This is a genomic window from Streptomyces sp. NPDC085944 (assembly GCF_040686295.1).
GTDB lineage: Bacteria > Actinomycetota > Actinomycetes > Streptomycetales > Streptomycetaceae > Streptomyces > Streptomyces salinarius.
In genome coordinates this window covers 20674-47161 of record NZ_JBFBJX010000003.1, presented here as the reverse complement: position 1 = coordinate 47161, position 26488 = coordinate 20674, and the positions used below count along the sequence as shown (strand labels likewise).

The 26488-nt window shown below is 73.0% G+C and carries 25 protein-coding genes; 6 read left to right on the top strand and 19 right to left on the bottom strand.

The features are described 5' to 3' along the window. Nucleotides 1-58: 58 nt before the first annotated feature. Complete coding sequence (locus tag AB0P07_RS06470) at nucleotides 59-1252, bottom strand: acyl-CoA dehydrogenase family protein (protein WP_365545995.1); 1194 nt, start codon at nucleotides 1250-1252, stop codon at nucleotides 59-61. Nucleotides 1253-1689: 437 nt separating this feature from the next. Next, complete coding sequence (locus tag AB0P07_RS06465) at nucleotides 1690-3294, bottom strand: MFS transporter (protein WP_365545992.1); 1605 nt, start codon at nucleotides 3292-3294, stop codon at nucleotides 1690-1692. A 257-nt stretch (nucleotides 3295-3551) separates the two neighbouring features. Here AB0P07_RS06465 and AB0P07_RS06460 point away from each other — a divergent pair, with 257 nt between their 5' ends. Next, complete coding sequence (locus tag AB0P07_RS06460) at nucleotides 3552-4733, top strand: glycosyltransferase family 39 protein (RefSeq protein ID WP_365545990.1); 1182 nt, start codon at nucleotides 3552-3554, stop codon at nucleotides 4731-4733. A gap of 285 nt (nucleotides 4734-5018) precedes the next feature. Further along, nucleotides 5019-6041 carry a phosphatase PAP2 family protein gene (locus AB0P07_RS06455; RefSeq protein WP_365545987.1) on the top strand — a complete coding sequence of 341 codons (1023 nt, stop codon included), beginning with the start codon at nucleotides 5019-5021 and terminating at the stop codon, nucleotides 6039-6041. Between the two features lie 30 nt (nucleotides 6042-6071). Here the strand turns inward: AB0P07_RS06455 and AB0P07_RS06450 are convergent, their stop codons facing one another. Continuing rightward, complete coding sequence (locus tag AB0P07_RS06450; RefSeq protein WP_054103246.1) at nucleotides 6072-6287, bottom strand: I78 family peptidase inhibitor; 216 nt, start codon at nucleotides 6285-6287, stop codon at nucleotides 6072-6074. 378 nt (nucleotides 6288-6665) lie between these two features. Continuing rightward, a complete protein-coding gene (locus AB0P07_RS06445) occupies nucleotides 6666-7511 on the bottom strand; it encodes a hypothetical protein (protein WP_365545984.1) in 846 nt (281 codons plus the stop codon). A gap of 407 nt (nucleotides 7512-7918) precedes the next feature. Here AB0P07_RS06445 and AB0P07_RS06440 point away from each other — a divergent pair, with 407 nt between their 5' ends. Next, the gene (locus AB0P07_RS06440; RefSeq protein ID WP_102931334.1) at nucleotides 7919-8716 is read left to right on the top strand and encodes a hypothetical protein; all 798 of its coding nucleotides are present in this window, start codon (nucleotides 7919-7921) and stop codon (nucleotides 8714-8716) included. Nucleotides 8717-8789: 73 nt separating this feature from the next. Next, entirely contained in the window at nucleotides 8790-9083 is a 294-nt protein-coding gene (locus AB0P07_RS06435; protein WP_102931335.1) for a hypothetical protein, read from the top strand. Nucleotides 9084-9181: 98 nt separating this feature from the next. On the opposite strand, the gene der is transcribed toward AB0P07_RS06435, so the two are convergent. From der to aroH, 5 genes are all read right to left on the bottom strand, one after another. After that, on the bottom strand, nucleotides 9182-10660 hold the full coding sequence (der, locus tag AB0P07_RS06430) for a ribosome biogenesis GTPase Der (protein WP_365545981.1): 1479 nt from the start codon (nucleotides 10658-10660) through the stop codon (nucleotides 9182-9184). Nucleotides 10661-10734: 74 nt separating this feature from the next. Further along, entirely contained in the window at nucleotides 10735-11397 is a 663-nt protein-coding gene (locus tag AB0P07_RS06425; protein WP_365545979.1) for a lysophospholipid acyltransferase family protein, read from the bottom strand. Further along, nucleotides 11394-12089 carry a (d)CMP kinase gene (gene cmk / locus AB0P07_RS06420; protein ID WP_365545976.1) on the bottom strand — a complete coding sequence of 232 codons (696 nt, stop codon included), beginning with the start codon at nucleotides 12087-12089 and terminating at the stop codon, nucleotides 11394-11396. Before cmk ends, AB0P07_RS06425 begins: the two co-directional genes overlap by 4 nt. 113 nt (nucleotides 12090-12202) lie before the next feature. Beyond that, complete coding sequence (locus AB0P07_RS06415; protein ID WP_365545974.1) at nucleotides 12203-13288, bottom strand: prephenate dehydrogenase; 1086 nt, start codon at nucleotides 13286-13288, stop codon at nucleotides 12203-12205. Beyond that, entirely contained in the window at nucleotides 13285-13647 is a 363-nt protein-coding gene (gene aroH, locus AB0P07_RS06410; RefSeq protein ID WP_365545971.1) for a chorismate mutase, read from the bottom strand. Before aroH ends, AB0P07_RS06415 begins: the two co-directional genes overlap by 4 nt. A gap of 164 nt (nucleotides 13648-13811) precedes the next feature. Between aroH and AB0P07_RS06405 the strand changes: the two genes are divergently transcribed. After that, complete coding sequence (locus AB0P07_RS06405) at nucleotides 13812-14213, top strand: Rieske (2Fe-2S) protein (protein ID WP_365545968.1); 402 nt, start codon at nucleotides 13812-13814, stop codon at nucleotides 14211-14213. Nucleotides 14214-14235: 22 nt separating this feature from the next. Further along, complete coding sequence (locus tag AB0P07_RS06400) at nucleotides 14236-14997, top strand: nucleotidyltransferase domain-containing protein (RefSeq protein ID WP_365545965.1); 762 nt, start codon at nucleotides 14236-14238, stop codon at nucleotides 14995-14997. On the opposite strand, the gene AB0P07_RS06395 is transcribed toward AB0P07_RS06400, so the two are convergent. The 10 genes from AB0P07_RS06395 to AB0P07_RS06350 form a co-directional block, all read right to left on the bottom strand. Next, a complete protein-coding gene (locus AB0P07_RS06395) occupies nucleotides 14923-15675 on the bottom strand; it encodes a nucleotidyltransferase domain-containing protein (protein WP_365545962.1) in 753 nt (250 codons plus the stop codon). The two genes, AB0P07_RS06400 and AB0P07_RS06395, sit on opposite strands and share 75 nt — an antisense overlap. A 4-nt stretch (nucleotides 15676-15679) precedes the next feature. Next, nucleotides 15680-16702, bottom strand: coding sequence for an ADP-ribosylglycohydrolase family protein (locus tag AB0P07_RS06390; RefSeq protein WP_365545959.1), 1023 nt, complete (start codon nucleotides 16700-16702; stop codon nucleotides 15680-15682). After that, complete coding sequence (locus AB0P07_RS06385; RefSeq protein ID WP_365545956.1) at nucleotides 16699-17418, bottom strand: NUDIX domain-containing protein; 720 nt, start codon at nucleotides 17416-17418, stop codon at nucleotides 16699-16701. Before AB0P07_RS06385 ends, AB0P07_RS06390 begins: the two co-directional genes overlap by 4 nt. Before the next feature lie 70 nt (nucleotides 17419-17488). Continuing rightward, nucleotides 17489-18604 (bottom strand): pseudouridine synthase, encoded by a 1116-nt coding sequence (locus tag AB0P07_RS06380; RefSeq protein ID WP_073731048.1) that lies wholly within the window; start codon nucleotides 18602-18604, stop codon nucleotides 17489-17491. After that, nucleotides 18604-19257 (bottom strand): SMC-Scp complex subunit ScpB, encoded by a 654-nt coding sequence (scpB, locus tag AB0P07_RS06375; protein ID WP_365545953.1) that lies wholly within the window; start codon nucleotides 19255-19257, stop codon nucleotides 18604-18606. Before scpB ends, AB0P07_RS06380 begins: the two co-directional genes overlap by 1 nt. Then, nucleotides 19254-20261 carry a segregation/condensation protein A gene (locus tag AB0P07_RS06370; RefSeq protein ID WP_365545950.1) on the bottom strand — a complete coding sequence of 336 codons (1008 nt, stop codon included), beginning with the start codon at nucleotides 20259-20261 and terminating at the stop codon, nucleotides 19254-19256. The genes scpB and AB0P07_RS06370 overlap by 4 nt, the downstream gene beginning before the upstream one ends. A 549-nt stretch (nucleotides 20262-20810) precedes the next feature. Continuing rightward, entirely contained in the window at nucleotides 20811-21332 is a 522-nt protein-coding gene (locus AB0P07_RS06365; RefSeq protein WP_365545947.1) for a hypothetical protein, read from the bottom strand. A 41-nt stretch (nucleotides 21333-21373) separates the two neighbouring features. After that, the gene (locus AB0P07_RS06360; RefSeq protein ID WP_078884777.1) at nucleotides 21374-22504 is read right to left on the bottom strand and encodes a ParA family protein; all 1131 of its coding nucleotides are present in this window, start codon (nucleotides 22502-22504) and stop codon (nucleotides 21374-21376) included. 387 nt (nucleotides 22505-22891) lie between these two features. Continuing rightward, on the bottom strand, nucleotides 22892-24007 hold the full coding sequence (ald, locus tag AB0P07_RS06355; protein ID WP_365547038.1) for an alanine dehydrogenase: 1116 nt from the start codon (nucleotides 24005-24007) through the stop codon (nucleotides 22892-22894). A gap of 142 nt (nucleotides 24008-24149) precedes the next feature. Continuing rightward, nucleotides 24150-26177: a tetratricopeptide repeat protein gene (locus tag AB0P07_RS06350; RefSeq protein WP_365545944.1), complete on the bottom strand. Its 2028-nt coding sequence runs from the start codon at nucleotides 26175-26177 to the stop codon at nucleotides 24150-24152. Nucleotides 26178-26488 lie beyond the last annotated feature (311 nt).

Below are 26488 nucleotides of genomic sequence, written 5' to 3'. Positions count from 1 at the left end.
CGGGGCCGCGCACCACGGCCCCGCCCCACCCCGCCGGCCTCCTACCGGTACCGGCTTCCTACCGGAAGGCGTCGAGTCCGGTGAGCGCCTTGCCCAGCACCAGCTGGTGCATCTCGACGGTGCCCTCGTAGGTGAGCACCGATTCCAGGTTCGTCGCGTGCCGCATCACGGGGTATTCGAGCGAGATCCCGTTGGCGCCGAGGATCGTACGCGCCGTACGGCAGATGTCGATGGCCTCGCGGACGTTGTTGAGCTTGCCGAAGCTGACCTGCTCGGGACGCAGGCGGCCGGCGTCCATGCGCCGCCCGAGATGGTGGGCGAGCAGGATCCCCTTGTGCAGTTCGACCGCCATGTCGGCGAGCTTGGCCTGGGTCAGCTGGAACCCGCCGATGGCCCGCCCGAACTGCTCCCGCGACTTCGCGTACTCCAGGGCCGCCTCGAAGGAACTGCGCGCCGCCCCCATCGAGCCCCAGACGATCCCGTAACGGGCGTGCGACAGACAGCTCAGCGGCCCGCGCAGCCCGGTCGCCTCCGGCAGCACGGCATCGGCGGGCAGCCGTACGTCGTCCATGACCAGCTCGCTGGTGACGCTGGCCCGCAGGGACCACTTGTGCTTGATCTCGGGCGCGGAGAACCCGGCGCTGTCGGTCGGGACGACGAAGCCCCGGACGCCCTCCTCGGTCTGCGCCCAGACGACGGCGACACCGGCCACCGAGCCGTTGGTGATCCACATCTTGCGCCCGTTGAGCACCCAGTCGCCACCGGCGTCCCGCTTGGCGTGGGTGCGCATGGCGGCCGGGTCGGACCCGTGGTCGGGCTCGGTCAGCCCGAAGCACCCGATGACCTCACCGGCGGCCATGCGCGGCAGCCACCGCTGCTTCTGCTCCTCGCTCCCGAAGCGGTGGACGGCGTACATGGCGAGGGAACCCTGCACGGAGACCAGGGAGCGGATGCCGGAGTCGGCCGCCTCCAGTTCCAGACAGGCCAGCCCGTACTGGACGGCACTGGCCCCGGCGCAGCCGTACCCCTCCAGGGACATGCCGAGCGCGCCGATGCCGCCGAGCTCGCGCGCGAGTTCCCGGATCCCGGGCAGCTCGCCCTTCTCGTACCAGTCCGCGACGTACGGCAGCACGCGGTCGGTCGCCCAGCCCCGTACGGTGTCCCGGATCGCGAGATCCTCCGGCTCGAGCAGGTCGTCGATGCCGAGGGGGTCGGCGGGGTCGAACGCGGGCAACTTGGGGGACGCGGCCATGGGACACCCTCCGGAACTGTTAAAACTAGCGCCGCTAGTCACGGCTGTCGTCGCCGACGTTACGATGCGGCGCTCCACACGTCCACCATGCCCGTCACCCACCCACGCACCACCTGTTCGCCGTCAAGAGCGGAGTGGACGTCGCCCGTGGGGCTGATCCACCGTCGGCGGCTTGCGGTACGTGCGCGGCAGCAGGACACGGCCGCCCGCTGCCTCCCGGCAGCCCCCTCGACTGCCGACGGCCTTGCGGTCGAAGCGGACGACTACGAACACGGGGCACTCGGGGCACACGGGCCGACCGCCGAGGCTCCTCAGCCACCCGCAAGCAACGCCCGCCCCTCGACCGACGGCGAACGGGTGGTGCGTGGGTGGGAGACCCTCGAAAACGGCCCACAGCCGCCGACACTCCCCAGCCACCCCGGGCGACGCCTCCCGGCTCACACCGAGACGCGGGACTGGGACTCCACGGCCCCCCGGGGCGCCGGCACCGCGGCCTCCTCGCACTGCATCACCCGCGGCAACCGCAACGCCATCACCGCCCCCAGCAGCAACAACCCCGCACTCACCACCAACGTCACATGCAGCCCGTGCACGAACGCGTCCCCCGCGGCCCGCCGCAGCGCGACCCCCGCCGGCCCCCCGAGCTGCGCGGCAACCTCGTACGCCTCCCCCAGCGAATGCCCCGCCGCCGCCGACGCCGACGACGGCACCCCCGGCACGCCTCCCGTCAGCCCGGGCGCGTACGCCGCGTTCATCACGCTGCCCAGCAGGGCGATACCGATCCCGGCGCCCAGCTGGTACGAGGTCTCCCCGATCGCCGCCGCGCCTCCCGACTGCTCCTGCGGCGCCTCGCTCAGCATCGACTCGTACGCCCCGAACAGCGTCGTCTCCAGACCGAAGCCGAGCAGCACGAACCCGGTCAGCAGCAGCGCACAGTTGTCGGCACGGCCCATCGCCGTCAGCAGCAGCACCGCGAGGGCGGTCAGACAGAACCCCGCGCACACCATCCGCCGCGGCCCGAACCGCCGCAGCAACCGCGCGCCCGCCAGCCCCGCCGCCATCGCCGCGAAGGTCAGCGGCAGCAGCCGCAGCCCGGTCTCCAGCGGGGAAAGACCGAGCACCAGCTGCAGGTACTGCGCCGCGATCAGCTCGAGCCCCACCAGGGCCAGCATGGCCAGCACGATGCACCCGACCGACGTACTGAACGCCGGCCGCCGGAACATCGCGAGGTCCACCAGCGGATACGTACGCCGTCGCTGCCGGCGCACGAAACCCGCCAGCAGCGCCGCGCCCGCCGCCAGCGGCAGCAGGGTGAGCAGGCTGGCCACCGGCTCCCCGCCGCCCAGCCGCTTCACCCCCAGGACCACGCCGAACAGACCGCCCGCCGCCATCAGCGCGCCGACCACGTCCCAGGGCCCGCGGCCGTCGCCCTTCGACTCGGGCAGCAGCAGCCGCCCCACCGGCAGGCTGACCAGCATGAGCGGGATGTTGACGAGGAAGACCGAGCCCCACCAGAAGTGCTCCAGCAGGAAACCGCCGAGCAGCGGACCGACCGCCGCACCGACCGCGGCCACGGCGCTCCAGATGCCGATGGCCAGCGCCCGCTCCCGCCGGTCGGGGAAGACCTGCCGCAGCATCGACAGCGTCGCCGGCATGATCATGGCGCCGCCGACGCCGAGCAGCGCACGGGCCGCGATCAGTACCTGGGCGCTCTCGGCGACGGCCGCGAGCGCGGAGGCGACGCCGAAGAGGGCGTAGCCGAGCAGCAGGATCCGTCTGCGGCCCACCCGGTCGCCCAGCGTGCCGAAGAGGATCAGCAGCGAGGCACAGACGAGCGGGTAGACGTCGACGATCCAGAGCAGTTCGATGGCGCCGGGCCTGAGGTCCTCGGTGACGGCGGGGACCGCCACGTGCAGCACGGTCGCGTCGACGGCGACGAGCAGCAGGCTGACGCAGAGGACGACCAGGACCACCCAGCGGTTGGCACCGGCCCCGGCCGCCCGACGGCGCGGCGCGGCGGCAGCCGTGGTCGTCCCGGACATGTACGTACCTCCAAGATGTTCCCTCGCGTCCGGCGGGCCGTGGGGTGGGGACTCCCCTGCGGCTCGGCCGGAGGGGAGCGGGGGCTCCGGGCCGTGCAACGGAACGCGAGTGATTCGCCAGAGTACGCCAGACCGTGCGATGCACACGTGGCAGGCCTCACACATCCCGCCTCACCCGTGTGGCGTGCGCCACTGCGGCCGCCGTCCCGCGCGCCCGGCGGACCGGCGGCCCGCGCGCCCGGCAGATAATCGAGTCCGTGACCGATCTTGACACGCGCACCGCGGGCCGCCTCGGCGCCCCGGGTCCGTCCGGCGCCCTGCGCCGGGCCGCCCCGGCGCTCCTCGGCTACGCCGCCGTACGCGCCCTGGGCCTGCTCGCCCTGGCCGTGTGGAGCGCCGCGCGCGACAAGAGCGCGTACACGCTGCTCACGGCCCGCTGGGACTCCCTCTGGTACACCAGGGTCGCCGAGCTGGGATACGGCTACGAGGTGCGGCTGCCGAACGGCGACGTCCACTCCGACCTGGCCTTCTTCCCGCTGCTGCCCTGGCTGGAGCGGCTGGGCGCGGCCGTCTCCCCGCTGTCGTACGCGGACGCGGGCTTCGTCGTGAGCCTGCTCGCCTCGCTCGCCGCGGCCTGGGGGATCTTCGCGGTGGCGGACCACCTGTACGGCCCCCGCACGGGCGTCTGCGCGGTGCTGCTGTGGGCCGCGCTGCCGGTCGGGATCGTGCAGTCGATGGCGTACAGCGAGTCCCTGTTCACGGCGCTGGCCGCCTGGTCGCTGTACGCGGTGCTGACGGGGCGCTGGGTGACGACGGGAACGCTGGCCGCGCTGGCCGGGCTGACCCGCCCGGTGGGGCTCGCGGTGGCGGCGGCGGTGTGGGCGGCCGCGATCGCGGCGTACGTGCGCGACCGGCGCGAGGACGGTACGGACGGCGGGCGCGGCGTCCGGCGGGTGCTGGGCATGCTGATCGCGCCCCTGGGCGCCGCCGGTTACGTCCTGTGGGTCGGCCACCGCACCGGCAAGGGCCCGTTCGGCTACCTCGACGTGCAGGCCGGCTGGCGCAACGGCTTCGACGGGGGCGTGGCCTTCGCCCGTTTCGTCGCCGGGAAGTTCACCTCGTTCCCGGCGGCCCTGGCCGGCGTCGGGCTGATCGTCGCGGTCGTGCTGCTGGCCCGGCTGTGCGTGGTGTGCGTACGGCAGCGCCAGCCGCTCCCGCTGCTGGTGTACGCGGGGATCGTCACCGTGCTCGCCCTGTGCGCGTCGAGCTACTTCGGCTCGAAGCCCCGGCTGCTGCTGCCCGCGTTCCCGCTGCTGTTCCCCCTGGCCGTGGCCCTGGCCCGGCCGCGTACCGGCAGGTCGGCGGCGGTCGTGTGCGGTGTCGCGGTGGTGTCCGCCGTGTACGGGGCGTTCTGGCTGAACGGCTCCGGGCCGCCCTGACCGGCGCTCCGGGCCGCCCCGGCCGGCGCTCGGGGCCGCCCCGGCCGGCCGGGGTGCCGCCCGATGACCGCCGGGGCAATTCCGTACCAGCATTCGGTGAACTCATTCATAAGCACGATAAAACCGCCGACCGGACAGATCAAAGGAATTGAAGTCCACGGCCGAACCCGGATTGCGGATTACCCGGAAATAGGGCACCTGCTGAGAGGAATCCCACATCACATCGTCATCACAAAGCCGTTGATTCGTCAGAGATCACTCCTCACTCGCTGTAACGTCGATTGGGTGCGTACCGAACGGAAGCCCACCCGTCTGGACCGGGTGTTCGCGAGACTGGACCGGGAGCCGGAACGACCGGAGCTCCTGGACGCGCCGGAGATGTCCCGGCACAGGTTCGCGCTGTTCGCCGGAACCCTCGCGTTCTACCTCGCGATCGTGTGGGCCGTGGTGATCACCTCGTGGCTGGTCCGGCTCGACTGGCAGGTCATGTTCTTCCGGCCCTACCAGCAGTGGCCCGAGATCCACGCGTTCGTCGACTACTACGTGGTGCTCGGCCAGCGCGGACCCACCGCCGTGATGGTCGCGGCCTGGCTCGGCTGGCGCTCCTGGCGGCAGCACACGCTGCGTCCGCTGCTGGCCCTCGGGGTCTCGCTGCTGCTGCTGAACGTCACGGTCGGCGCCGCCAAGTACGGCATGGGCCGCCTCGGACCCCACTACGCGACCACGATCGGCGCCAACGAGATGTGGCTCGGCGGCGATATATTTCCGAGCGGTCACACCGCGAACGCCGTCGTGACCTGGGGCATCCTCGCCTACCTGGCCTCGACGCACCGTGCCCGGCGCTGGCTGTCCGCGCTGTCCGCGGTCACCTCGCTGGGGGTGGGCATGTCCACCGTCTACCTCGGCACGCACTGGCTCAGCGACGTGCTCCTGGGCTGGGCGGCGGGGCTGCTGATCCTGCTGGCGCTCCCGTGGTTCGAGCCGCTGATCACCCGTGCGGAGGCGTGGATCCTCGGCCTGCGCGACCGCTGGTACGCCCGCCGCGGCCGGCGGAGGACAGCGCGGCGGCTGCCGGTCGCCCGGCCCGTCGCCCTCACGCCGCCGGGCTCCGGCCCGGCGAAGACACCGGCCCGCGAGCCGGTCGCCGCGCCCCGTGCCGCCCGTGCCCCGGCCCACCTGGCGCCGGGCCCGCACACGGCCCGCTCGGACCGTCCGCCGGTGACCCCGGCCGGCAGCCGTCGGCCGCCGCACGCCGACCGCCACCCGCGCAGCTCGGCCCCGGCCGCACGCCCCCTGTCGGGCGGCTGAGCGTGCCGTCGGGGACGCGTGAGGCGGGTCTCAGCCCTTCCAGGCCCGGGAGACCCGGCCGTCCTTCACCTCGAAGTTGAGGCGGCCCACGCGGTACTCCATGGTGATCACCGTGCCCGGCGCCAGGGACCGCACCGTCGACCAGCCCCGCTCCCGCGCCAGCCGTTCGGCCGCGCCGGAATCGAGGCCCACGTAGGTGTCCGGGCTGTCCTGGGGTTCGGCCGGTGGGGTCGGAATCGGTGCCATGCCGCCACGCTATGCCCTGCCCCGGCGGCGGGGAAGCCCACGCCGGTAACACGGGTCACGGGTGCACCTACGGTCACATTTCTGTCACAGGATCATGATGCGCGTTTTGTTGGAACGCGTTCACACGGACGGATGGTTTCGCCCGAGTTCCGGAGACCGCCCAGGTGAATTCTCACGCGTCGCCGCACTCCGTCGAATAGGTGAGCGGAAAAGGCGCACGGGCCGGCCCGGCGGCACTCCGCATTTCACGCCCGAACACTCCCGAACACACTTCCGCGCGCCGTGCGGAAGGGCTCGCGGATCGCTTACACGAATCGAACATCGGACACACGGACGGTCCCGTCCCGCGCATCCCGCACGGTCCGGCTTCGGGCGGCGTCAGGCGTCCAGCGCGGCGACGGCGAGCGACAGATCGTTGTCCCGGGTGTAGTACGGCCCGGCCTCCACGGGACCGTGCGGCGTCCGCACGCGGGCGCGGGGAAACGTGAAGACCGGGTTCTTGTCGGCGACGTCGTCCAGCAGCCGCGCGAGGCGCACCGCCGGGCCGTGGTCACCGGCGGGCCGCAGCCACAGGTCCCAGACGCCCGGCGCCAGGCCGTCGTAGGGGACCGTGAAGGCGAACTCGGTCCGCTCGGCGACGGCCTCCACCCGGCGCACGCCGCCGCCGTCCCGGCCGCTTCCTCCGTCACCGGGCCGGGCGCGCAGCTCCGCGTCGGCCCCGGGCACGAGCTGGGTGCCGTAGACCCGCCCGCGTACGGTCAAACCGCTGCCGGCGAGGCGCAGGTCCACCGCCTCGGCGTGCGGGGCGCGCAGCCAGCTGCGGACGGTGAGGTTGCCCTGCCGGGTGGCGTAGGGGATGCGGACGGCGACGTGGCCGAGCAGCCCGCTGGGAGTGCGGTCGGCGAGGGGGCGCAGATCGGTGACGCCGGGCACCAGGCGCCGCGGCTCGCCGTCGGAGAGGCGGGCGTAGGCGTCCCAGCGGCCCTCGGGAAGGGACACGCTGCTGGGCAGCGCGGCGCGCAGCCGGCCCTCCGCCGCCGGGGCGAGCGGCAGGCTCACCGTGTCCCCGGCGGCGTCGGCGGCCTCGTCGGAGCCGCGGCGGCGCAGGATGAGCAGGGCCGCCCCGGAGTTTCCGCGCGCGGCGACGTCGAAGGTCAGACCGCCCGCGGAGTCGCCGATGCAGTCGGCGCGCAGCGGGGCGGCCGGCGGGGCCGGCGTCGTCATGCGGTGCGGTTCCTCCCATGGGCTTGTCGTCGTCCGGTTAGACCCGGAACCCCGCCTTCTGGTTGTCCGTGTCCGATTGCGATGTGGTCACGACCGGGGCGACCGCTCGGCAACAACCATTTCCAGTCACCCTGTTCATTCGCTGATTTCATGATTTGTCGACTCACGGGCAGGCAGACGAGAGCTGCCTTGTCGACTCAACCCCTGTTCACGGCAGCCGACTTGGAGGCGCGGCGACGGTCGTGGCGCCCGGAGGACCGGGTGGGTCGCATGGTTCGATTCCGTCGGCCACGGGGCGTGACTCCCGCCACGGATCGCCCGTTGTCTTTGCATGAGCCGGGACCCGCCCGGATCACGGCCCGGGAGCCACCCGGTCCGGCCACGACCGCATCCCGAGGGAGCCACCCGTGCCGCGCATGCTCGACGTCAGCGACGACGTACGCGCCGAGATCGGCGACGAAGAAGCCGACCGCCTGCTGGCCGGGGAGTCCGCCCCGGGCAGCTACGACTGCACCTCCTGCCGCACTCCCGGCGACTGTGAGCAGGAGCGCACCAGCACCGTCCTGTTCATCGGGGACGAGACCGCCGTGCTCGCCTTCGCCCACGCCGGCTGCCTGCCCTCGCAGGTCGTCAAGGTCACCGAGGAGCAGTTGCAGGGGGCCGTGCGGTCCATCAGCGCCGACCAGGCCCGCTCCGAGCCCGCTCCCGCCGCACCCGAGAAGGCCGCCCCCGAGCAGGCCGTGCTCGGGGTGACCAGCGGACTGATCCTCATCGCCGGGGAGCTGCACCCGGCCCTCGTGGTGGAGCCGACGGCGCCCATCGCGCGGCCCGGCACGGTGGGCTCCGGCGACGACTTCCTGCCGCTGCTGATCGAGCAGGGCTTCATGCCGGTCACCGAGCTGTCGACCGCGCCGGCCGTGTTGCACGGCTGGTCGGTGCTGCTCGCGATGGGCCAGCTGCACGCGGTGCTCCAGCCCGGGACGAACGGCGGCCGGCCGGTCGCCTGGTGGCAGGCACACCAGCCGCTCCAGGTCACCGAGGGCTGGCGCACGGCGGCCAACAAGCACCAGCAGGTGCTGATGTTCGCGGCACCCGTCGGGTCGATCGGCCGGCAGCCGCGCGAGGACCTGCTGCGGGACGCGCTGGACAAGGCGGCGGCGAACGGACAGCTGGTCGCGGCCGCGCTGCCGCTGGCAGGGACCTGAGCCCCGTCACACGGCCGCCGAACGGCCGTCCCGTGGGCCGCATCCCTTCCCGCGCGAGGTCGTTTGGACATACGTGTACGCATACGACGCCTTCCACCGCCACGGCGGCCCCTCGGCCACGCCGATCTACGACGCGCTCTACGCCGAGTACGTCCGGTCCTTCCGATCGCTGCCCGGCGATCGCAGCGGTGAGGAGGAGCTGGGATTCACGGCCTTCCGGAGCATCCCGCGCGGCAGAAGCGCCTACAGCGCCTACAGCGCGGGGGCCCAGAGCGCCCGCGTGGGCCAGCAGTCGGTGTGGCAGCGCGTCGGCGGCACGCACCACGTCCCGGCCGCGCTGCCACCGGCTCCGCGGTCCGGCACCTGACCGCCGTACAGCGGCCGTACGACCAAGGGAGAGGGCGCCCCGAGCGGGGCGCCCTCTCCCTTGGCTGTACGCGCTGCTTCCCGTCGTAGCCGTACGCGCTACTTCTTCTTCGCACCGCGCTTCTCGCGCACCCGCACGGAGATATGGATCGGCGTCCCCTCGAAGCCGAACTCCTCGCGCAGCCGGCGCTCGATGAAGCGCCGGTAGCCCGCCTCGATGAAGCCGGAGGCGAACAGCACGAACCGCGGCGGCTTGGTGCCCGCCTGGGTGCCGAAGAGGATGCGCGGCTGCTTGCCGCCCCGCACGGGGTGCGGGTGGGCGGCGACCAGCTCGCCGAGGAAGGCGTTCAGGCGGCCGGTCGGGACCCGAGTCTCCCAGCCCGCCAGGGCGGTCTCGATGGCGGGGACCAGCTTCTCCATGTGCCGGCCGGTCTGCGCCGAGACGTTGACCCGGGGCGCCCAGGCCACCTGTCCCAGCTCCGTCTCGATCTCCCGCTCCAGGTAGTAGCGGCGCTCCTCGTCGAGGGTGTCCCACTTGTTGTAGGCGACGACGATCGCGCGGCCCGCCTCGACGGCCATGGTGACGATCCGCTGGTCCTGGACCGAGATCGACTCGGAGGCGTCGATGAGGATGACGGCCACCTCCGCCTTCTCGACGGCGGCGGCGGTGCGCAGCGAGGCGTAGTAGTCGGCGCCCTGCTGAAGGTGGACGCGCTTGCGGATGCCCGCCGTGTCGACGAACTTCCAGGTGACGCCGCCCAGTTCGATCAGCTCGTCGACCGGGTCGCGGGTGGTGCCGGCCAGTTCGTTGACGACGACGCGCTCCTCGCCGGCCACCTTGTTCAGCAGGGAGGACTTGCCGACGTTGGGGCGGCCGATCAGGGCGATGCGGCGCGGGCCGCCGACGGCGGTGCCGAAGGTCTGCGCCGGGGCCTCGGGCAGGGCCTCCAGGACCTTGTCGAGCATGTCGCCGGTGCCGCGGCCGTGCAGCGCGGAGACCGGGTGCGGCTCGCCCAGGCCCAGCGACCACAGGTAGGAGGCGTCGGCCTCACCGCTGGGGCCGTCGACCTTGTTGGCGCACAGCACGACGGGCTTGCCGGCCTTGCGCAGCAGCCGGACGACCGCCTCGTCGGTGTCGGTGGCGCCCACCTTGGCGTCCACGACGAAGACGACGGCGTCGGCGGCCTCGATGGCGTACTCGGCCTGCGCGGCCACGGAGGCGTCGATGCCGAGGACGTCCTGCTCCCAGCCTCCGGTGTCGACGACCTTGAAACGGCGGCCCGCCCACTCGGCCTCGTAGGTGACGCGGTCGCGGGTGACGCCGGGCTTGTCCTCGACGACGGCCTCGCGGCGGCCGATGATGCGGTTCACGAGGGTCGACTTGCCGACATTGGGGCGGCCGACGACGGCGAGGACGGGCAGCGGGCCGTGCCCGGCCTCCTCGATGGCGCCCTCGACGTCCGCGATGTCGAAGCCCTCTTCGGCGGCCAGCTCCATGAACTGCGCGTACTCGGCGTCGCCGAGCGCCCCGTGGTCGTGCTCCTCGCCCGAGCCCTCGGGGTGGATGTGGTCGTTCATGAAGTCCGTACCTCGTTCATCGTGGTGATCGGTGGGACACCCCTGTACCGGGTGATCCACTACTCAAGTGTCACTCAGCGCCCGGTGAGGCGCCTGGCGTTTTCCAGGTGCGCGGTGAGCTGCTTCTGGATGCGCTCGGTGGCCTCGTCCAGTGCCTTGCGGGTGCGCCGCCCGCTGCCGTCGCCCGCGTCGAAGGGGTCGCCGAAGACGACGTCGACCCGGGAGCGCAGCGGGGGCAGCGCCTTTATCAACCGTCCGGGACGGTCCGTGCTTCCCAGCACCGCGACCGGGACGATCGGGGCGCCGCTGCGCACCGCGAAGTAGGCGAGCCCGGCACGCAGGGAGGCGAAGTCGCCCTCGCCCCGGGTGCCCTCCGGGAAGATGCCGAGCACGCCGCCGTCCGCCAGCACACCGAGCGCCTGCCCTATGGCCGTGCGGTCGGTGGAGTGGCGGTCCACCTTCAGCTGGCCGATGCCGGTCAGGAAGCGTCCCAGCGGGCCGACGAACGCCTCCTTCTTGATCAGGAAGTGCGTCGGCCGGGGCGCCACGCCCATGACCATCGGGCCGTCGATGTTGTGCGCGTGGTTGACGGCGTAGATCACCGGGCCGGTGGCGGGCACCCGCCAGGCGCCGAGCACGCGCGGCTTCCACAGCCCGTACATCAGGCCGACGCCGATGCGCCGGCCGACCTCGGCGCCCTTCTCCGAGGGGACGGGCGCTGCGGAGGATGCGGTCACTTGCCCGCCCGCTTCTCCTCGACGAGGGTGACGACGCACTCGATGACCTGCGGCAGGGTGAGGGCGGTGGTGTCCACCTCGATCGCGTCGCCGGCCTTGGCCAGCGGGGAGGCCTTGCGGCTGGAGTCGGCCGCGTCCCGCTTGATCAGGGCCTCGCGGGTGGCGTTGACGTCGGCGCCCTTCAGCTCGCCGCTGCGGCGGGCTGCGCGGGCCTCCGCCGAGGCGGTGAGGAAGATCTTGAGGTCGGCGTCGGGCAGCACGGTGGTGCCGATGTCGCGGCCCTCGACGACGATGCCGAGCGGCGCGGCGGCGGCGATGGAGCGCTGCAGCTCGGTGATCCGGGCGCGGATCTCCGGTACGGCGCTGACCGCGCTGACCTTGGAGGTGACCTCCTGGGTGCGGATCGGGCCGGCCACGTCCACGCCGTCGACCGTGATGGTGGGGCCGGCCGGGTCGGTGCCGGAGACGATCTCGGGCTTGCCGGCCGCGGCGGCGACGGCGTGCGGGTCGTCGGTGTCGATCCCGTTGCTCACCATCCACCAGGTGATCGCCCTGTACTGGGCACCGGTGTCCAGGTAGCTCAGGCCGAGCTGGGAGGCGACGGCCTTCGACGTGCTCGACTTGCCCGTGCCGGAGGGGCCGTCGATGGCGACAATCACGGCCGGGGCGGTCGGGGCGGCGCCGTTTTCCACAGGGGGACACCTTCCTGGTGCGGTGCGGTGGGTGGTGTGCGGGACGCGAACACGTCCCGCACAAGGTTACCGGGCCTTGGCGAGCCCTCCGACAGGCGTCCGGCGCCCCGCGCTCACTGCCGGATCGCCCAGCCCCGCTCCTCCAGGGCCGCCGTGAGGAGGGCGGCGGCCTTCGGCTCGACCATCAGCTGCACCAGGCCCGCCTGCTGCCCGGTCGCGTGCTCGATCCGTACGTCCTCCACGTTGACCCCGGCCCGTTCCGCGTCCGCGAAGATGCGGGCCAGCTGGCCGGGCTGGTCGTCGATGAGGACGGCCACCGTCTCGTAGGCCCGCGGCGCCGACCCGTGCTTGCCGGGGACCCGGACCTGCCCGGCGTTGCCGCGCCGCAGCACCTCGGCGATCCCGGTGCCGCCCTCGCGGCGCTTGTCCTCGTCGGAGGACTGCAGGGCGCGCAGCGCGCGTACCGTCTCCTCCAGGTCGGCGGCGACGTCGGTGAGCAGGTCGGCGACCGGGCCCGGGTTGGCGGAGAGGATGTCGATCCACATCCGGGGGTCGGAGGCGGCGATCCGGGTCACGTCGCGGATGCCCTGCCCGCACAGCCGTACGGCGGCCTCCTCGGCGTGCTCCAGGCGCGCGGCGACCATGCTGGAGACCAGGTGGGGCATGTGCGAGACGAGGGCCACGGCGCGGTCGTGGGCGTCCGCGTCCATCACGACGGGCACCGCGCGGCAGTGCGAGACCAGCTCCAGGGCGAGGTTCAGCACCTCGGTGTCGGTGTCCCGGGTCGGGGTCAGCACCCAGGGGCGGCCCTCGAAGAGGTCGGCGGTGGCGGCGAGCGGGCCGGACTTCTCCCGGCCGGACATGGGGTGGGTGCCGAGGTACGCCGACAGGTCGAGCCCGCGCGCCTCCAGCTCCCGCCGGGGGCCGCCCTTGACGCTGGCGACGTCGAGGTAGCCGCGGGCGACGCCGCGGGCCATGGCGTCGGCGAGGACGTCGGCCACCAGGGCGGGCGGTGCGGCGACGATCGCGAGGTCGACCGGCCCGTCCGGGGCCTCGTCGGTGCCGGCGCCGAGCGCGGCGGCGGTGCGGGCCTGCTCGGGCTCGTGATCGGCGAGGTGGACGGTGACGCCCCGCGCGCTGAGGGCGAGGGCGGCGGAGGTGCCGATGAGGCCGGTGCCGATGACGAGTGCGGTTCTCACTGGGCGATGTCCTTGCGCAGGGCCGCGGCGGCGCCGAGGTAGACGTGGGCGACGTCGGCGCGGGGCCGGTCGGACTCGATGTGGGCGAGGACACGCACGACGCGCGGCATGGCGCCCTCGACGTCCAGCTCCTGGGCGCAGATCAGCGGCACGTCGGTGATGCCGAGCCCGCGGGCGGCAGCGGCCGGGAAGTCGCTGTGGAGGTCGGGGGTGGCGGTGAACCACAGGCTGATCAGGTCGTCGACCGTCAGGCCGTTGCGCTCCATGAGGGCGGTCAGCAGGGCCGCGACCCGCTCGTCCATGTGCCCGGCCTCGTCCCGTTCCAGTTGGACGGCGCCCCGGACCGCTCGTACCGCCACGGCGATGCTCCTTGCTGACGTTGCTGATGCTGCCGGTGTTGCTGACGTGTGTATCGGTTCTTGGTCCGTCCAGCCTAGTCAGGCCGCCGCGTACCGGCCCGGGGCGCCCGTCCCCTGAGACGCTGGCCGCACCGCCCGGCAGCCCTCTCCCCCGGAGTTGCGACATGACCCACACCCCGAGCCGCCGTACGGTCCTCCGCCGCACGGACGCGGGCGCGGCGGCGCTCCGCGCGGGCTGCGCCGGCGGAGGCGACGACGACTCCTCGGCCGCCTCGCCGGGCCGGGAGCCGGCGCGGACGGGTGACGTCCCGATCGCCGGCGGCAAGGTCCTCACCGAGGAGAAGATCGTCGTGACCCAGCCGCGGAAGGGCGAGTTCAAGGCGTTCTCGGCGGTCTGCACCCACCAGGGCTGCATCGTCTCGGACGCGCGGGACGGCACCATCGACCGCGCCCGCCACGGCAGCGGGTTCGCCGTCGCCGACGGCTCGGTCGTCCAAGGCCCGGCGACGAAGCCGCTGCCCGGGAAGCGGATCACGGTGGAGGGAAATTCGATCCGCCTGGCGTGAGCCGCCCGCGTACGCTCCCGCCATGCGCTCCGAACCCCCCGGAAACCACGAGACCCTGGTCCGCGACCACACGATCTACTCCTGCGTCATGGGCTCGCGCGCCTTCGGTCTGGCGACGGAGGACAGCGACACGGACCGCCGGGGCGTCTTCCTCGCGCCGACCGCGCTGTACTGGCGCTTCGAGAAGCCGCCCACGCACGTGGAGGGCCCCGGGGAGGAGCAGTTCAGCTGGGAGCTGGAGCGCTTCTGCGAACTGGCCCTGCGCGCGAACCCGAACATCCTGGAGTGCCTGCACTCCCCGCTCGTGGAGTCGGTAAACGACACCGGCCGCGAACTCCTCTCCCTCCGCGAGGCGTTCCTCTCCCGCCGGGCCTACGAGACCTTCACCCGCTACGCGTACGGCCAGCGCCGCAAGCTCGACGCCGACGTGCGCACCCACGGCGCCCCGCGCTGGAAGCACGCGATGCACCTGCTCAGGCTGCTGACCAGCGCCCGCGACCTGCTGCGCACGGGCGTCCTGACGATCGACGTCGGCGAGAGGCGGGAGCCACTGCTAGCCGTGAAACGCGGCGAGGTGCCGTGGCCGGAGGTGGAGGCGCGGATGAACCTCCTGGCGCGGGAGGGCGAGGAGGCGACCCGGCACAGCCCGCTCCCCGAGGAGCCGGACCGGCGCCGCGTGGAGGACTTCCTGATCCGCACCCGCCGAACCTCAGCGCTCCAGCCGGGCCCGTACGACGAAGTCGTGCAGGGCGTCGTACCCGGCCGGGGCGCCGGGAAGCGCTGAGGCGGCCTGGGCCTCGTCCAGCACGGCGTGCAGCCGCTCCACGTCGGCCCGCACGCGCGCGTGGTCGACGTCCGCGTCCCCGTGCTCGCGCTCGGCCTTGGCGGCGACCAGCTCGGGCAGGTACCCCAAAGCGGTGTCGGTCTCCTCGACGAGGGTGGGCAGGTGGGGCTGCACCTCGCCGGTGCGCATCAGGTGGATGCCGGTGAGCAGCACCCGGAAGGTGTACAGGAGCGGCTTCAGCTGGCCGGTCTTCCCGAACAGCCGCCACTGGGTGCCCGCGAACCCCCGGTAGTGGTGGGCGTGGTGGCTGGTGAGGACCCCCGGCGCCAGGGCGGCCAGTTCCCGGTGCGCGTCGGTGGTGTGCACGACCAGCGGCGACAGCAGCTGCTCCAGCACGTAGCCGTTGCGGCGGAGCATCAGTCGGACGAACTTGCGCAGGTCGTGCGTGACCAGGTCCATCTCGACGCCGTCCCGGTCCCACATCCGCGACCGCGTCTCCTCCGGCTCGCGCAGCCCGACCAGGTCGGCGGCGGGCAGCAGGTGGACGCCGCGCAGGTCGAGGTCGGAGTCGCGGGAGGGAAAGCCGTAGAGGTGGGCGCCGGAGACGGTGGCGAACAGCACCGGGAAGGGCTGTTCGGCCACCACCGGAGCCAGGTCGATGTCGAGGGCGTCGATCATGGGCTCAAGCGTCCCAGAGGGCGCCGAGGGCCAGCAGGTCGCCCCGGTACTCGATGCGGTCGGCCCAGTCGGCCGGCCAGGCGTCGGCGCCCAGGTGCGCGCCCGCGAAGGCGCCCGCGAGGCAGGCGATGGAGTCGGAGTCGCCGGAGGTGCAGGCGCTGCGGCGCAAGGCGGTGAGCGGCTCGTCGACGAAGAGCAGGAAGCAGAGCAGCCCGGCCGCCACGGCCTCCTCGGCGATCCAGCCCTGACCGACGGCCAGGCAGGGGTCGGTCTCGGGCGAGACGGTGCGCACCGCCTCCTGGAGCCGGTCGAGTGTCGCCAGGCACTCGTCCCAGCCGCGCGCGATGAAGTGCTCGGGCGTCTGGTCCTGGGCACGGCTCCACAGGTCGCCGAGCCAGCGCTCGTGGTACCGGGTGCGGTTGTCGTAGGCGTACGAGCGCAGCAGCCCGACCAGGCCGGTCGGCTCGGCGCCCTCCGCCAGCAGTCGTACGGCGTGTGCGGTGAGGTCGGAGGCGGCGAGCGCGGTGGGGTGCCCGTGGGTGAGCGCGGACTGCAGCTGGGCGGCACCCGCTCGCTGTTCGTCACTGAGGCCGGGGACCAGGCCGACTGGGGCGACGCGCATGTTGGCGCCGCAGCCCTTGGAGTGGATCTGGCTGGCGTCCTGCCAGGGGCGGTCGGCGCGCTCCAGCAGGTCGCAGGCGCGCAGGCAGGTGTTGCCGGGGGCCCTGTTGTTGTCGGGCGAGCGGTTCCAGGCGATGAACTCCTGCCGGACCGGCTCGGTCATCGCCTCGGGTGCCAGGACGCCCCGGTCCGTCGCCGTCCGCATCCCCTTCCCCAGCGCCAGCGTCATCTGCGTGTCGTCGGTGACGATGGCCGGCCGGGGCAGCTCCATCTCCCGCCAGGGGCCGCACTTGGCGAGGATCGACGGCACGTCGTTGAACTCGGTGGGGAAGCCCAGCGCGTCGCCGAGGGCGAGGCCGATGAGCGCTCCGGTGGCGGCGCGTTTGGTGCCGGGGGTCGTGGTCATGCGGGGCGTCCTTCCCGAGGAGTGCGCAGCAGCGGTGGGTGCAGGGTGGTGGCCGTTCCCGCGCGGTACAGGGCGGCGGGCTTGCCGCGGCCTCCGGTGAGGCGGGCGGCGCCCGGGACGGGCTCGACGAAGCCGGGGGTGGCGAGGACCTTGCGGCGGAAGTTGGGCCGGTCCAGGGCCGTGCCCCACACCCTCTCGTAGACCTGCCGCAGCTCGCCGAGGGTGAACTCGGCCGGGCAGAAGGCGGTGGCCAGGCAGGTGTACTCCAGCTTGGCGCCGACGCGGTCCCGGGCGTCGGCGAGGATCCGGTCGTGGTCGAAGGCGAGGCCGCGGGCCTCGTCGTAGGGCACCCAGCGGGCCTCGGCCGCGTCACCGCCGCCGTGCGGCTCGGGAGGGTCCGGGAGCAGCGCGGCGAAGGCCACGGACACGACCCGCATGCGGGGGTCGCGGTCGGGCTCGCTGTAGGTCCGCAGCTGCTCCAGGTGCAGCCCGGTCACGTCCGCCAGACCGGTCTCCTCGGCCAGCTCGCGGCGGGCCGCCGTCTCCGCCGACTCCTCGGGCAGCAGGAAGCCGCCCGGCAGCGCCCAGCGTCCCGCGAACGGTTCCTGTCCCCGCTCGACGAGCAGCACGTGCAGCGCGCCCGCGCGGAGCGTGAGGACGGCTAGGTCGACGGTGACGGCGAAGGGTTCGAAAGCGTGCTTGTCGTAGCCGTGCACGGAGCGCCCACCCCCTTAATAGTCATTAGGACTATAAAGATGGCGGGCGCTCGGAACAACCCTTGGAGACCTAGAGGTCGACCTCCTGCATCAGCATCCCGACCTCCGTGTTGGACAGCCGGCGCAGCCAGCCCGACTTCTGGTCGCCCAGCGTGATCGGGCCGAAGGCGGTGCGCACCAGCTTGTCGACGGGGAAGCCCGCCTCCGCGAGCATCCGGCGGACGATGTGCTTGCGGCCCTCGTGGAGCGTGACCTCGACCAGGTAGTTCTTGCCGGTCTGCTCGACGACCCGGAAGTGGTCCGCGCGCGCGTACCCGTCCTCCAGCTGGATGCCGTCCTTGAGACGCTTGCCGAGGTCGCGCGGGATCGGGCCCACGATGTGCGCGAGGTAGGTCTTCTTCACGCCGTACCGGGGGTGGGTCAGGCGGTGGGCCAGCTCGCCGTGGTTGGTGAGCAGGATGACGCCCTCGGTCTCGGTGTCGAGCCGGCCGACGTGGAAGAGGCGGGTCTCACGGTTGGTGACGTAGTCGCCGAGGCACTGGCGACCCTCCGGGTCCTCCATGGTGGAGACGACACCGGCGGGCTTGTTGAGCGAGAAGAACTGGTACGACTGCGTGGCGACGGTCAGGCCGTCGACCTTGACCTCGTCCTTCTCGGGGTCGACGCGGCGGCCCTGCTCCAGCACGATCTCGCCGTTGATCTCGACCCGGGCCTGCTCGATCAGCTCCTCGCAGGCGCGCCGGGAGCCGTAGCCCGCGCGTGCGAGGACCTTCTGCAGCCGCTCGCCCTCCTGCTCGGCACCCGGGAAGGTCTTGGGCAGCTTGACGTCCTTCTTCCCGGCGTACCGCTCGCGGTTGCGCTCCTCCGCCCGCGTCTCGTACTCGCGGGACGTGGCGGGCGCGCTGCGGCCGCGCTGCTGGGGCCGCTTCGGGCCGCCCTTGGCGCCGCCCCGGGCCGAGGGGCCGCGGCCCGACTTCGGACCGTCCTTCGTGGCGCCGGGGCCCACGTCGTAGCGCCGCTCCTCCGGGCGCGGCTTCTTGGGACGGCCGCCCTGCTTGTCGTCGCGGTTGTTGCCGGCGCCGCGGTAGTTGCCGCGGCCCCCGCTGCTCCCGCCGCGGCCGCCGCTGTTGCCACCACGGCTCCCGCCGTTGTTTCCGCTGCTGTTCCTGCCGCTGCTGCTTCGCATCAAAATTCCGTCTTGTCGTCTGCGTCCCCGGCATCCGGGGCGTCCGGATCGAACGACGGGACCCCTTCCAGTGTGTCGGCCTCGATCGCCTCCGCCTCCGGGAGGAAGGGCGCGAGCTCCGGGAGCTCGTCCAGGCCGCGCAGGCCCATCCGCTCCAGGAAGTAGTTCGTCGTCACGTACAGGATCGCACCTGTTTCGGATTCCGTGCCCGCCTCCTCGACCAGCCCGCGCTGCAGGAGGGTGCGCATCACGCCGTCGCAGTTCACACCGCGGACGGCGGAGACGCGGCTGCGGCTGACCGGCTGGCGGTAGGCGACGACGGCGAGGGTCTCCAGGGCGGCCTGGGTGAGGCGGGCGTGCTGGCCGTCCAGGGCGAAGCCCTCGACGGCGGCTGCGTACTCGGGACGGCTGTAGAAGCGCCAGCCGCCCGCGATCAGGCGCAGCTCGAAGCCGCGCCCCTGGACGGCGTACTCGTCGGCCAGCTCGCGCAGGGCGTCGGCGATCCGCCGCCGGGGCCGTTGCAGTATCTTCGCCAGCTGCTCCTCGGTCGCGGGTTCGTCGACGACCATGAGGACGGCCTCCAGGGCGGGCTTGAGGTCCAGGGCGGCGACGCCGTCCGGCTGGTCCGGGGCCTCGGTGGTTGATTCACTCACGCCTTCTGCTCCTCCTTCGGCGCCTCGGGCGGCCGGTCGAACTCGTCGGTCACCACCGGCTGCGTCTCCCCGTCGCCGCCGGTCCAGCGCACCAGCAGGTCGCCGAGGGCGGTCTCCTGGTCCAGCTCGACGGCCTTCTCCCGGTACAGCTCCAGCAGGGCCAGGAAGCGGGCGACGACGGTCAGGGTGTCCTCGGTGTCCTGGACCAGCACGCGGAAACTGGCCTCGCCCAGTTCCCTCAGCCGCGCGACGACGATCCCGGCCTGTTCCTGCACGCTGACCAGGGGCGCGTGGATGTGCTCGACGTACACCTGCGGCCTGGGCTTCGGCTGCATCGCCTTCACGGCGAGCTTGGCGAAGCCCTCGGAGCCGATGCTGATGACGACCTCGGGCAGCAGCTCGGCGTGGTGGGCTTCCAGGCCGACGGTACGGGGGTGGCGGCGGGCCTCGGCGGCCAGCCGGTCGTTGAAGATCTCCGCGATCTGCTTGTACGCGCGGTACTGGAGCAGGCGGGCGAAGAGCAGGTCGCGGGCTTCGAGGAGGGCCAGGTCGGCCTCGTCCTCGACCTCGGCGGCGGGCAGCAGGCGGGCCGCCTTGAGGTCGAGCAGCGTCGCCGCGACCACCAGGAACTCGGTGGTCTGGTCGAGGTCCCAGTCCGGCCCCATCGCCCGGATGTGCGCCATGAACTCGTCGGTCACCTTCGACAGGGCGACCTCCGTGACGTCCATCTTGTGCTTGGAGATCAACTGGAGCAGCAGGTCGAACGGCCCCTCGAAGTTGGCGAGCCGCACCTTGAAGACACCGTCACCGGTCGCCCCGCCGTCACCGGTCGCCCCGCCGTCACCGACCGCCCCGCCGTCGTCGGCCGCCCCGCCGTCACCGACCGCCCCGCCGTCGTCGGCCGCACCGGCCGGCCCGTCCACCGTTCCGCCGCCGCCTTCGCCCCGCCCTCCGGAGGCCTCCTCACCGCCGTTCCGGGGGGATTCCCCCGGCCCGGCGGCCATGGGTTCCCCGTCCGTGTGCGGCGTGCTGTCGCGGTGACCGGCTCCGGACTCCGGCCCGGCGGGCACGGACGCGCCCGCGCGCGTCCGTGCCCCGGTCGGGTCGGCCGGAGCGGTGGTCCCGGTCGCCGGGACCGGCCGCTCGACCGGCTCGGAACCCTCTCGGTCCGCTTCCCCGGGAGCCCGTTCCGGCGCGGCAAGCGCCTGTGCGTCCGTGGCGGTCGGCTCCGTCGCCGAGCCCACTCCTGGCTCTGACGAATCCGGTTCCGTCCCGGACGCCGCCCCAGGCGTTCCCTGGGGCCCCGGGCCCGAAGTCCCGGGTTCCCGCTCCTCCGCACCCGGTGCCCAGGACGGCGCGGGGGCCGGTCCGGGCCGAAGGTCCTGCTGGGCGGCGTCCGCACCGGAAGTGCCGGTACCGAAAGGCGCACCCTCGGTCACCGGCGGAGCCGCCGGTGACCGAGGCCCCCGGCCCAGCGCACGTCTGCGGCCGGCGCGCGGGGTGCGGCCGGGGCGGGGGACGTCGTTCGAGGTCATGGCCCCCGCAGGCTACCGCTACCGCCCGCGCAGCCGTCGTACGAGGATGCTGGCGTCTCCGCGGGTCTCCAGGTCGGCGAGGACCACGGCGACGGCCTCGCGGACGATGCGGCCGCGGTCCACGGCCAGGCCGTGCTCGCCCCGGAGCACCAGGCGGGCGTGCTCCAGGTCCATCAGCTCCTCGGCGGAGACGTACACGGTGATCTTCTCGTCGTGGCGCTCACGCCCGCTGGGGCGCCGTGCAGCGGCCCGGCCGCGCTTGCGGGGCCGGTCGGCGCCGGGGGCGGCAGAACCTTCCTGCGCGCCCGTGCCGGGCCCGGATCCCCGCGCGGAGCGCTCCGTGCCCCGGGTGCGCGACTCGCCCGCCGAGCCCGGCTCCGCGTCCGCCGCGGCGTGTTCCGCGCCCTCGCCGTCCCCACCCCGGGCGGGCACCGACTGCGGTGCGTCCTCGGCGGCGGCCTGGTCGCTCTCCCCCGCCGGGGCCGGCACCCGGCCCTCGCCGCCCGCCGGTCGCCGCGGGGTGGACGCCTGGAGCGCCATTCCCCCTGTCGTACGGAAGAGTTCGTCGGCCCCCGGCAGACTCACTCGGCGTGACACCGGGCGAGCACCTCCCTGGCGAGCTGGCGGTAGGCGGCGGCACCGACGGAGTTGGACGCGTACGTGGTGATCGGCTCACCGGCGACCGTGGTCTCCGGGAAGCGGACCGTACGTCCGATGACCGTGTGGTAGACGTGGTCGTCGAACGCCTCGACGACCCGCGCGAGCACCTCACGGCTGTGCACCGTGCGCGAGTCGTACATCGTGGCGAGGATGCCGTCGAGCTCCAGGTCGGGGTTGAGCCGCTCCTGGACCTTCTCGATCGTCTCGGTCAGCAGCGCGACACCGCGCAGCGCGAAGAACTCGCACTCCAGCGGCACGATCACCTTGTGCGCGGCGGTCAGCGCGTTGACCGTGAGCAGGCCGAGCGAGGGCTGGCAGTCGATGACGATGTAGTCGTAGTCGTCCATCAGCGGCTTGAGCGCCCGCTGCAGCGTGGACTCGCGCGCGACCTCGCTCACCAACTGCACCTCGGCCGCCGACAGGTCGATGTTGCTGGGCAGCAGGTCCATATTGGGGACCGCGGTCTTCAGCAGCACCTCGTCGGCCGCCATGCCCCGCTCCATGAGCAGGTTGTAGACGGTGAGATCGAGCTCCATCGGGTTGACGCCGAGGCCGACCGACAGCGCGCCCTGCGGGTCGAAGTCGACGAGCAGCACCCGGCGCCCGTACTCGGCGAGCGCGGCACCCAGGTTGATGGTCGACGTGGTCTTGCCCACGCCGCCCTTCTGGTTGCACATAGCGATGATCTTGGCGGGACCGTGCTCGGTCAGCGGGCCCGGGATCGGGAAGTACGGCAGCGGGCGTCCGGTCGGGCCGATGCGCTCGCGGCGCTGTCGGGCCGCGTCGGGCGCGAGCGTGGCGGCGTACTCGGGATCCGGTTCGTACTCCGCGTCCGGGTCGTAGAAGTGCCCCTCGGGCAGTTCGTCGTAGTCGGCGAAGTGGTTGCGTGGCGCGCCACTTCCGTCGCCGGCCATGGCGTTCACGTGTTGGCCATCCATACTCATGTGTGCTGTCCGAGTTGCCTGCGGACTGTGGTGGTCGGCTGCGGAGGTGCGTACAGCTACGGAGCCGACAGCCTCGAGACGCCCGGGACCGCTGGTCCGTGCCGGCATTCCTGGTTGACCACCCCCGGGAGTAAATGTCGACTCATTCACAAGTCGTCTTACCTCCTTGGTGACCAGGGAACTTCTAGACAGGTCAGCGTGGCACCATGCCGACGTTCGGCGACTCTATGGCGTGTCGGCCGTCCGCAGCAACACAATCCGCCGGACCCGGCCCGCTGTGTCGGCAATGGAACATCCCTCTGTCAAGGGCGTACGGCCGTCGCACAGCAGGTTTCACCGGTGCGCGAATCGGTTGAAGCGTTACGTTCGAGGCGAGTTGACCGAGAATCGCAAAGTGACCATACACACACCCGGCCGGACCTTGTCGGGCAAGGTCCGGCCGGGTGTGCGGGGTTGACGACGCCTGTTGACGTATCGCCTTTGCCGTTTGACGACTTAGGCGAGCAGAGTCGCCGGGTCGACATACTCCAGGCCGTGCGCCTCGGCGACCTCGCGGTAAACCACCTTGCCGTCATGCGTGTTGAGACCCTTGGCCAGCGCGGGGTCGCGGCGCAGCGCCTCGACCCAGCCGCGGTCGGCCAGCTCGACGATGTAGGGCAGCGTGGCGTTGGTCAGCGCGTTGGTGGAGGTGTTGGGCACCGCGCCCGGCATGTTGGCGACGCAGTAGAAGACCGAGTTGTGGACCTTGAAGGTCGGCTCGGCGTGCGTGGTCGGGTGCGAGTCCTCGAAGCAGCCGCCCTGGTCGATCGCGATGTCGACAAGGACACTGCCCGGCTTCATGCGGGAGACCAGCTCGTTGGTGACCAGCTTCGGGGCCTTGGCGCCCGGGATGAGCACCGCGCCGATGACGAGGTCGGCGTCGAGGACGGCCTTCTCCAGCTCGAACGAGTTGGACATGACGGCCTTGACCTTGGTGCCGAAGATCTTGTCGGCCTCGCGCAACTTGTTGATGTCGCGGTCGAGCAGGGTCACGTCGAAGCCCATGCCGACGGCGATCTGGGTGGCGTTCCAGCCGGAGACGCCGCCGCCGATGACGACGGCCTTGGCGGGGGTCACGCCGGGCACGCCGCCGGGCAGCACGCCGCGCCCGCCGTTGGGGGCCATCAGGTGGTAGGCGCCGACCTGCGGGGCGATCCGGCCCGCGACCTCGGACATCGGGGCCAGCAGCGGCAGCGCGCGGCTTGGCAGCTCGACCGTCTCGTAGGCGATGGCGGTGGTGCCGGACTCGACGAGCGCGTCCGTGCACTCCTTGGAGGCGGCCAGATGCAGGTAGGTGAAGAGCGTCTGGTCCTTGCGCAGGCGGTGGTACTCCTCCGCGATCGGCTCCTTGACCTTCAGGAGCAGGTCCGCGGTGGCCCAGACCTCGTCGGCGGTGTCGAGTATCCGCGCGCCGGCCGCCACGTACTCCTCGTCGGGGATGGAGGAGCCGACGCCGGCGTCGCGCTCGACGACGACCTGGTGACCGTGGCGCACCAGCTCGTGCACGCCGGCGGGGGTGATGGCCACCCGGAACTCGTTGTTCTTGACCTCGCGGGGGATGCCGACCTTCACGTGGATCACGGTCCTTGGCTCAGAGGGTGGGTTATTACAAGGCATACCCGCTCAAACGCGGGCACACCGGGTCAGACCGCAGGAGAAAGTGCGGCAGAGCCAGTCTAATGAAGGCGTTCCCTCTGTCTAGCCTTTCAAAGCATTAATCTTCAGACTCTGCGCTACGGATTTCGCAGGCGTCTGCGGGATCTTCCCTCAACATGCGCTCGGCCACGCTCCGCTGCAGCCCGGCCGCGGTGGGATCGCCGAGCCGATCGAGGGTGTCGGCGAGCCGCAGGTGCAGCGCGGCCTGGAGCCGGTCGTCCTCGGCCCGGCGGGCCCAGTCGACCGCCTCTTGACAGGTACGCAGCGACTCCTCGGGGCGCCCGGCGTACTCCTGGACCCGGGCCAGCTCGGACAGCGCCCGCGCGTGCGCGGCCACGTCGCCGGTCCTGCGGTACCCGGCGATGGCGGCCCGCCAGGACCGCACCGCCTCGCCATAGCGTCCGGCGTAGGTGTGGGCGGTGGCGATGCGGCCGTAGACCCGGGCCGCGTCGGCGCGCTCGTTTCGGGCGAGGCGCTGGGCGAGGGCCCGGCCGAACCAGTCGGCGGCACGGTCGTAGTCCCCCAGCTCCAGGTGGGCGCCGCCCACGGATTCCATCGCGCGGCCGGTGGCGTAGGGGTCGTTCGCCTCGCGTCCGGCGTCCAGCGCGGCCCGGTAGCGCACCAGGGCCTCGGCGGTACGGCCGGTACGGGCGTCCAGGTCGGCCAGGTTCAGCAGGGCCGCCGCCTTCTCCCGGGGCAGCTCGCGGCGCTCGGCCACGTCGAGGACGAGGCGGTGGACGCCGTACAGGTCGGGGGCGGCCGCCTGGGTGCCGAAGTGCGCGACCACGGCCCGCACCAGCTGGGACATGAGCCGGCGGGCGAGGGTGTCCAGCTCCCCGTCGGCGACCGCGAGGCGGGCCGCCGCCAGCAGGGCGGGACGCCGGGCGCGCAGCCAGTCGGCGGCGGCCCTGGGGTGCGGAAAGCGCAGGTCGCGCGGTGTGGCGAGGAGCTTCTCCCGGGCCTGCGGGCTGTCGGTCTCGGTGACCGCCCGGCAGGACTGGAGCAGGCGCACCGTCCGCTCCAGCATGCGGGCGCGGGCCAGCTGCAGCTCGGCGGGCCGCTCGTGCTTGCGGGCGAGGCGTGTCAGCCGCTCGTGCAGGCACCCGGGGACCTCGTACTCGGGCAGCGGCGAGTCGGCGGCGCGCAGCACACCGAGGGCGACGAAGTCGTCCAGGGTGGTGCGGGCGCCGTTCACCGAGCAGCCGGCGAGCGCGGAGGCGGTGTGCGGGTCGACCAGGCCGGCCGGGGCGAGGGAGAGCAGGCGCAGCATCCGGGCGGCGGTGCCGGGCAGGGAGGCGTGGACGAGGCGGAAGACGCGGTCGAGCGCGCTGCCTTCCTCGGCCTCCGCGTGGAGGTGCTTGGCCAGGTCGGCGACGGCCGCCTGGGGGCGGGCCGCGAGCCAGCCGCCGGCCAGGGTCAGGGCGGCGGGCTGGGCCTGGCAGAGCTCGACCAGCTGTTCGGCGGCCCGGGGGTCGACGGTGATGCGGACCGAGCCGGTGTGGCGGGACAGCAGCTCCACCGCCGACTTGGTGTCCAAGCCGCCCAGCGTGCAGGGGCGGACGTCCGCGATGCCGATGAGCGGGCCCTCGGCCACGGCGACGGCCAGGCAGTCCGGAGTGTCCGGCAGCAGCGCGTCGACCTGCTCGGCGTCGGCGACGGCGTCCAGCAGGAGCAGAACCCTGCGGTCGGCGAGCGCGGCCCGCAGGGCCTCGGTCAGGTCGTCCTCGTCGGCGCCGGGCGGGGCGGTGCGGTCCAGCTCGGTGAGCAGGTCCCGGGCGAGGTGTGCGACGGGTACGCGGGTGCCGTCCGGCTCGCTCAGCCTGGCCCGCAGGACGCCGTCGGGGTAGGCGTCCGCGACCTGTGCGGCCAGCTCCTCGGCGAGTGCGGTGCGCCCCGAGCCGGGTCGGCCCGCGATGAGCAGCACGCGCGCGCGGGGGGCCTTGCGGCCGGAGAGAGTGTCGAGGCCGGCGCGCTCGATGTCGGCGCGCAGCTCTTTCAGCTCCCGGGTGCGGCCGAGGAACCCGCTCTCCTCAGCAGGGTCCTGAGACAGCCGTACGCCGTCCGTGTCCACCGCCTGATCCGTCACGGGCCACACTCCCGATCCCACCGCACGCCGGTGCCCGCCGGAAGCCCGGTTCGGGCGTTTCCCGAGCCTAGTTCACGCTCTGCGACGTTCCCGGCGGAGCGCGGCGGGCACATCCCCTGATCGGATCAACCGATCGTCACACCGGACGGAACCGGAGCGCGGACGGGCCCGTACCCGGCCTCGGGGTGGGGCGTCTCGCCCCCCGGGGGCTCCCGGCTCCCGGCTCCCGGCTCCCGGCTCCCGGCTCCCGGCTCCCGGCTCCCGGCTCCCGGCTCCCGGCTCCCGGCTCCCGGCTCCCGGCTCCCGGCTCG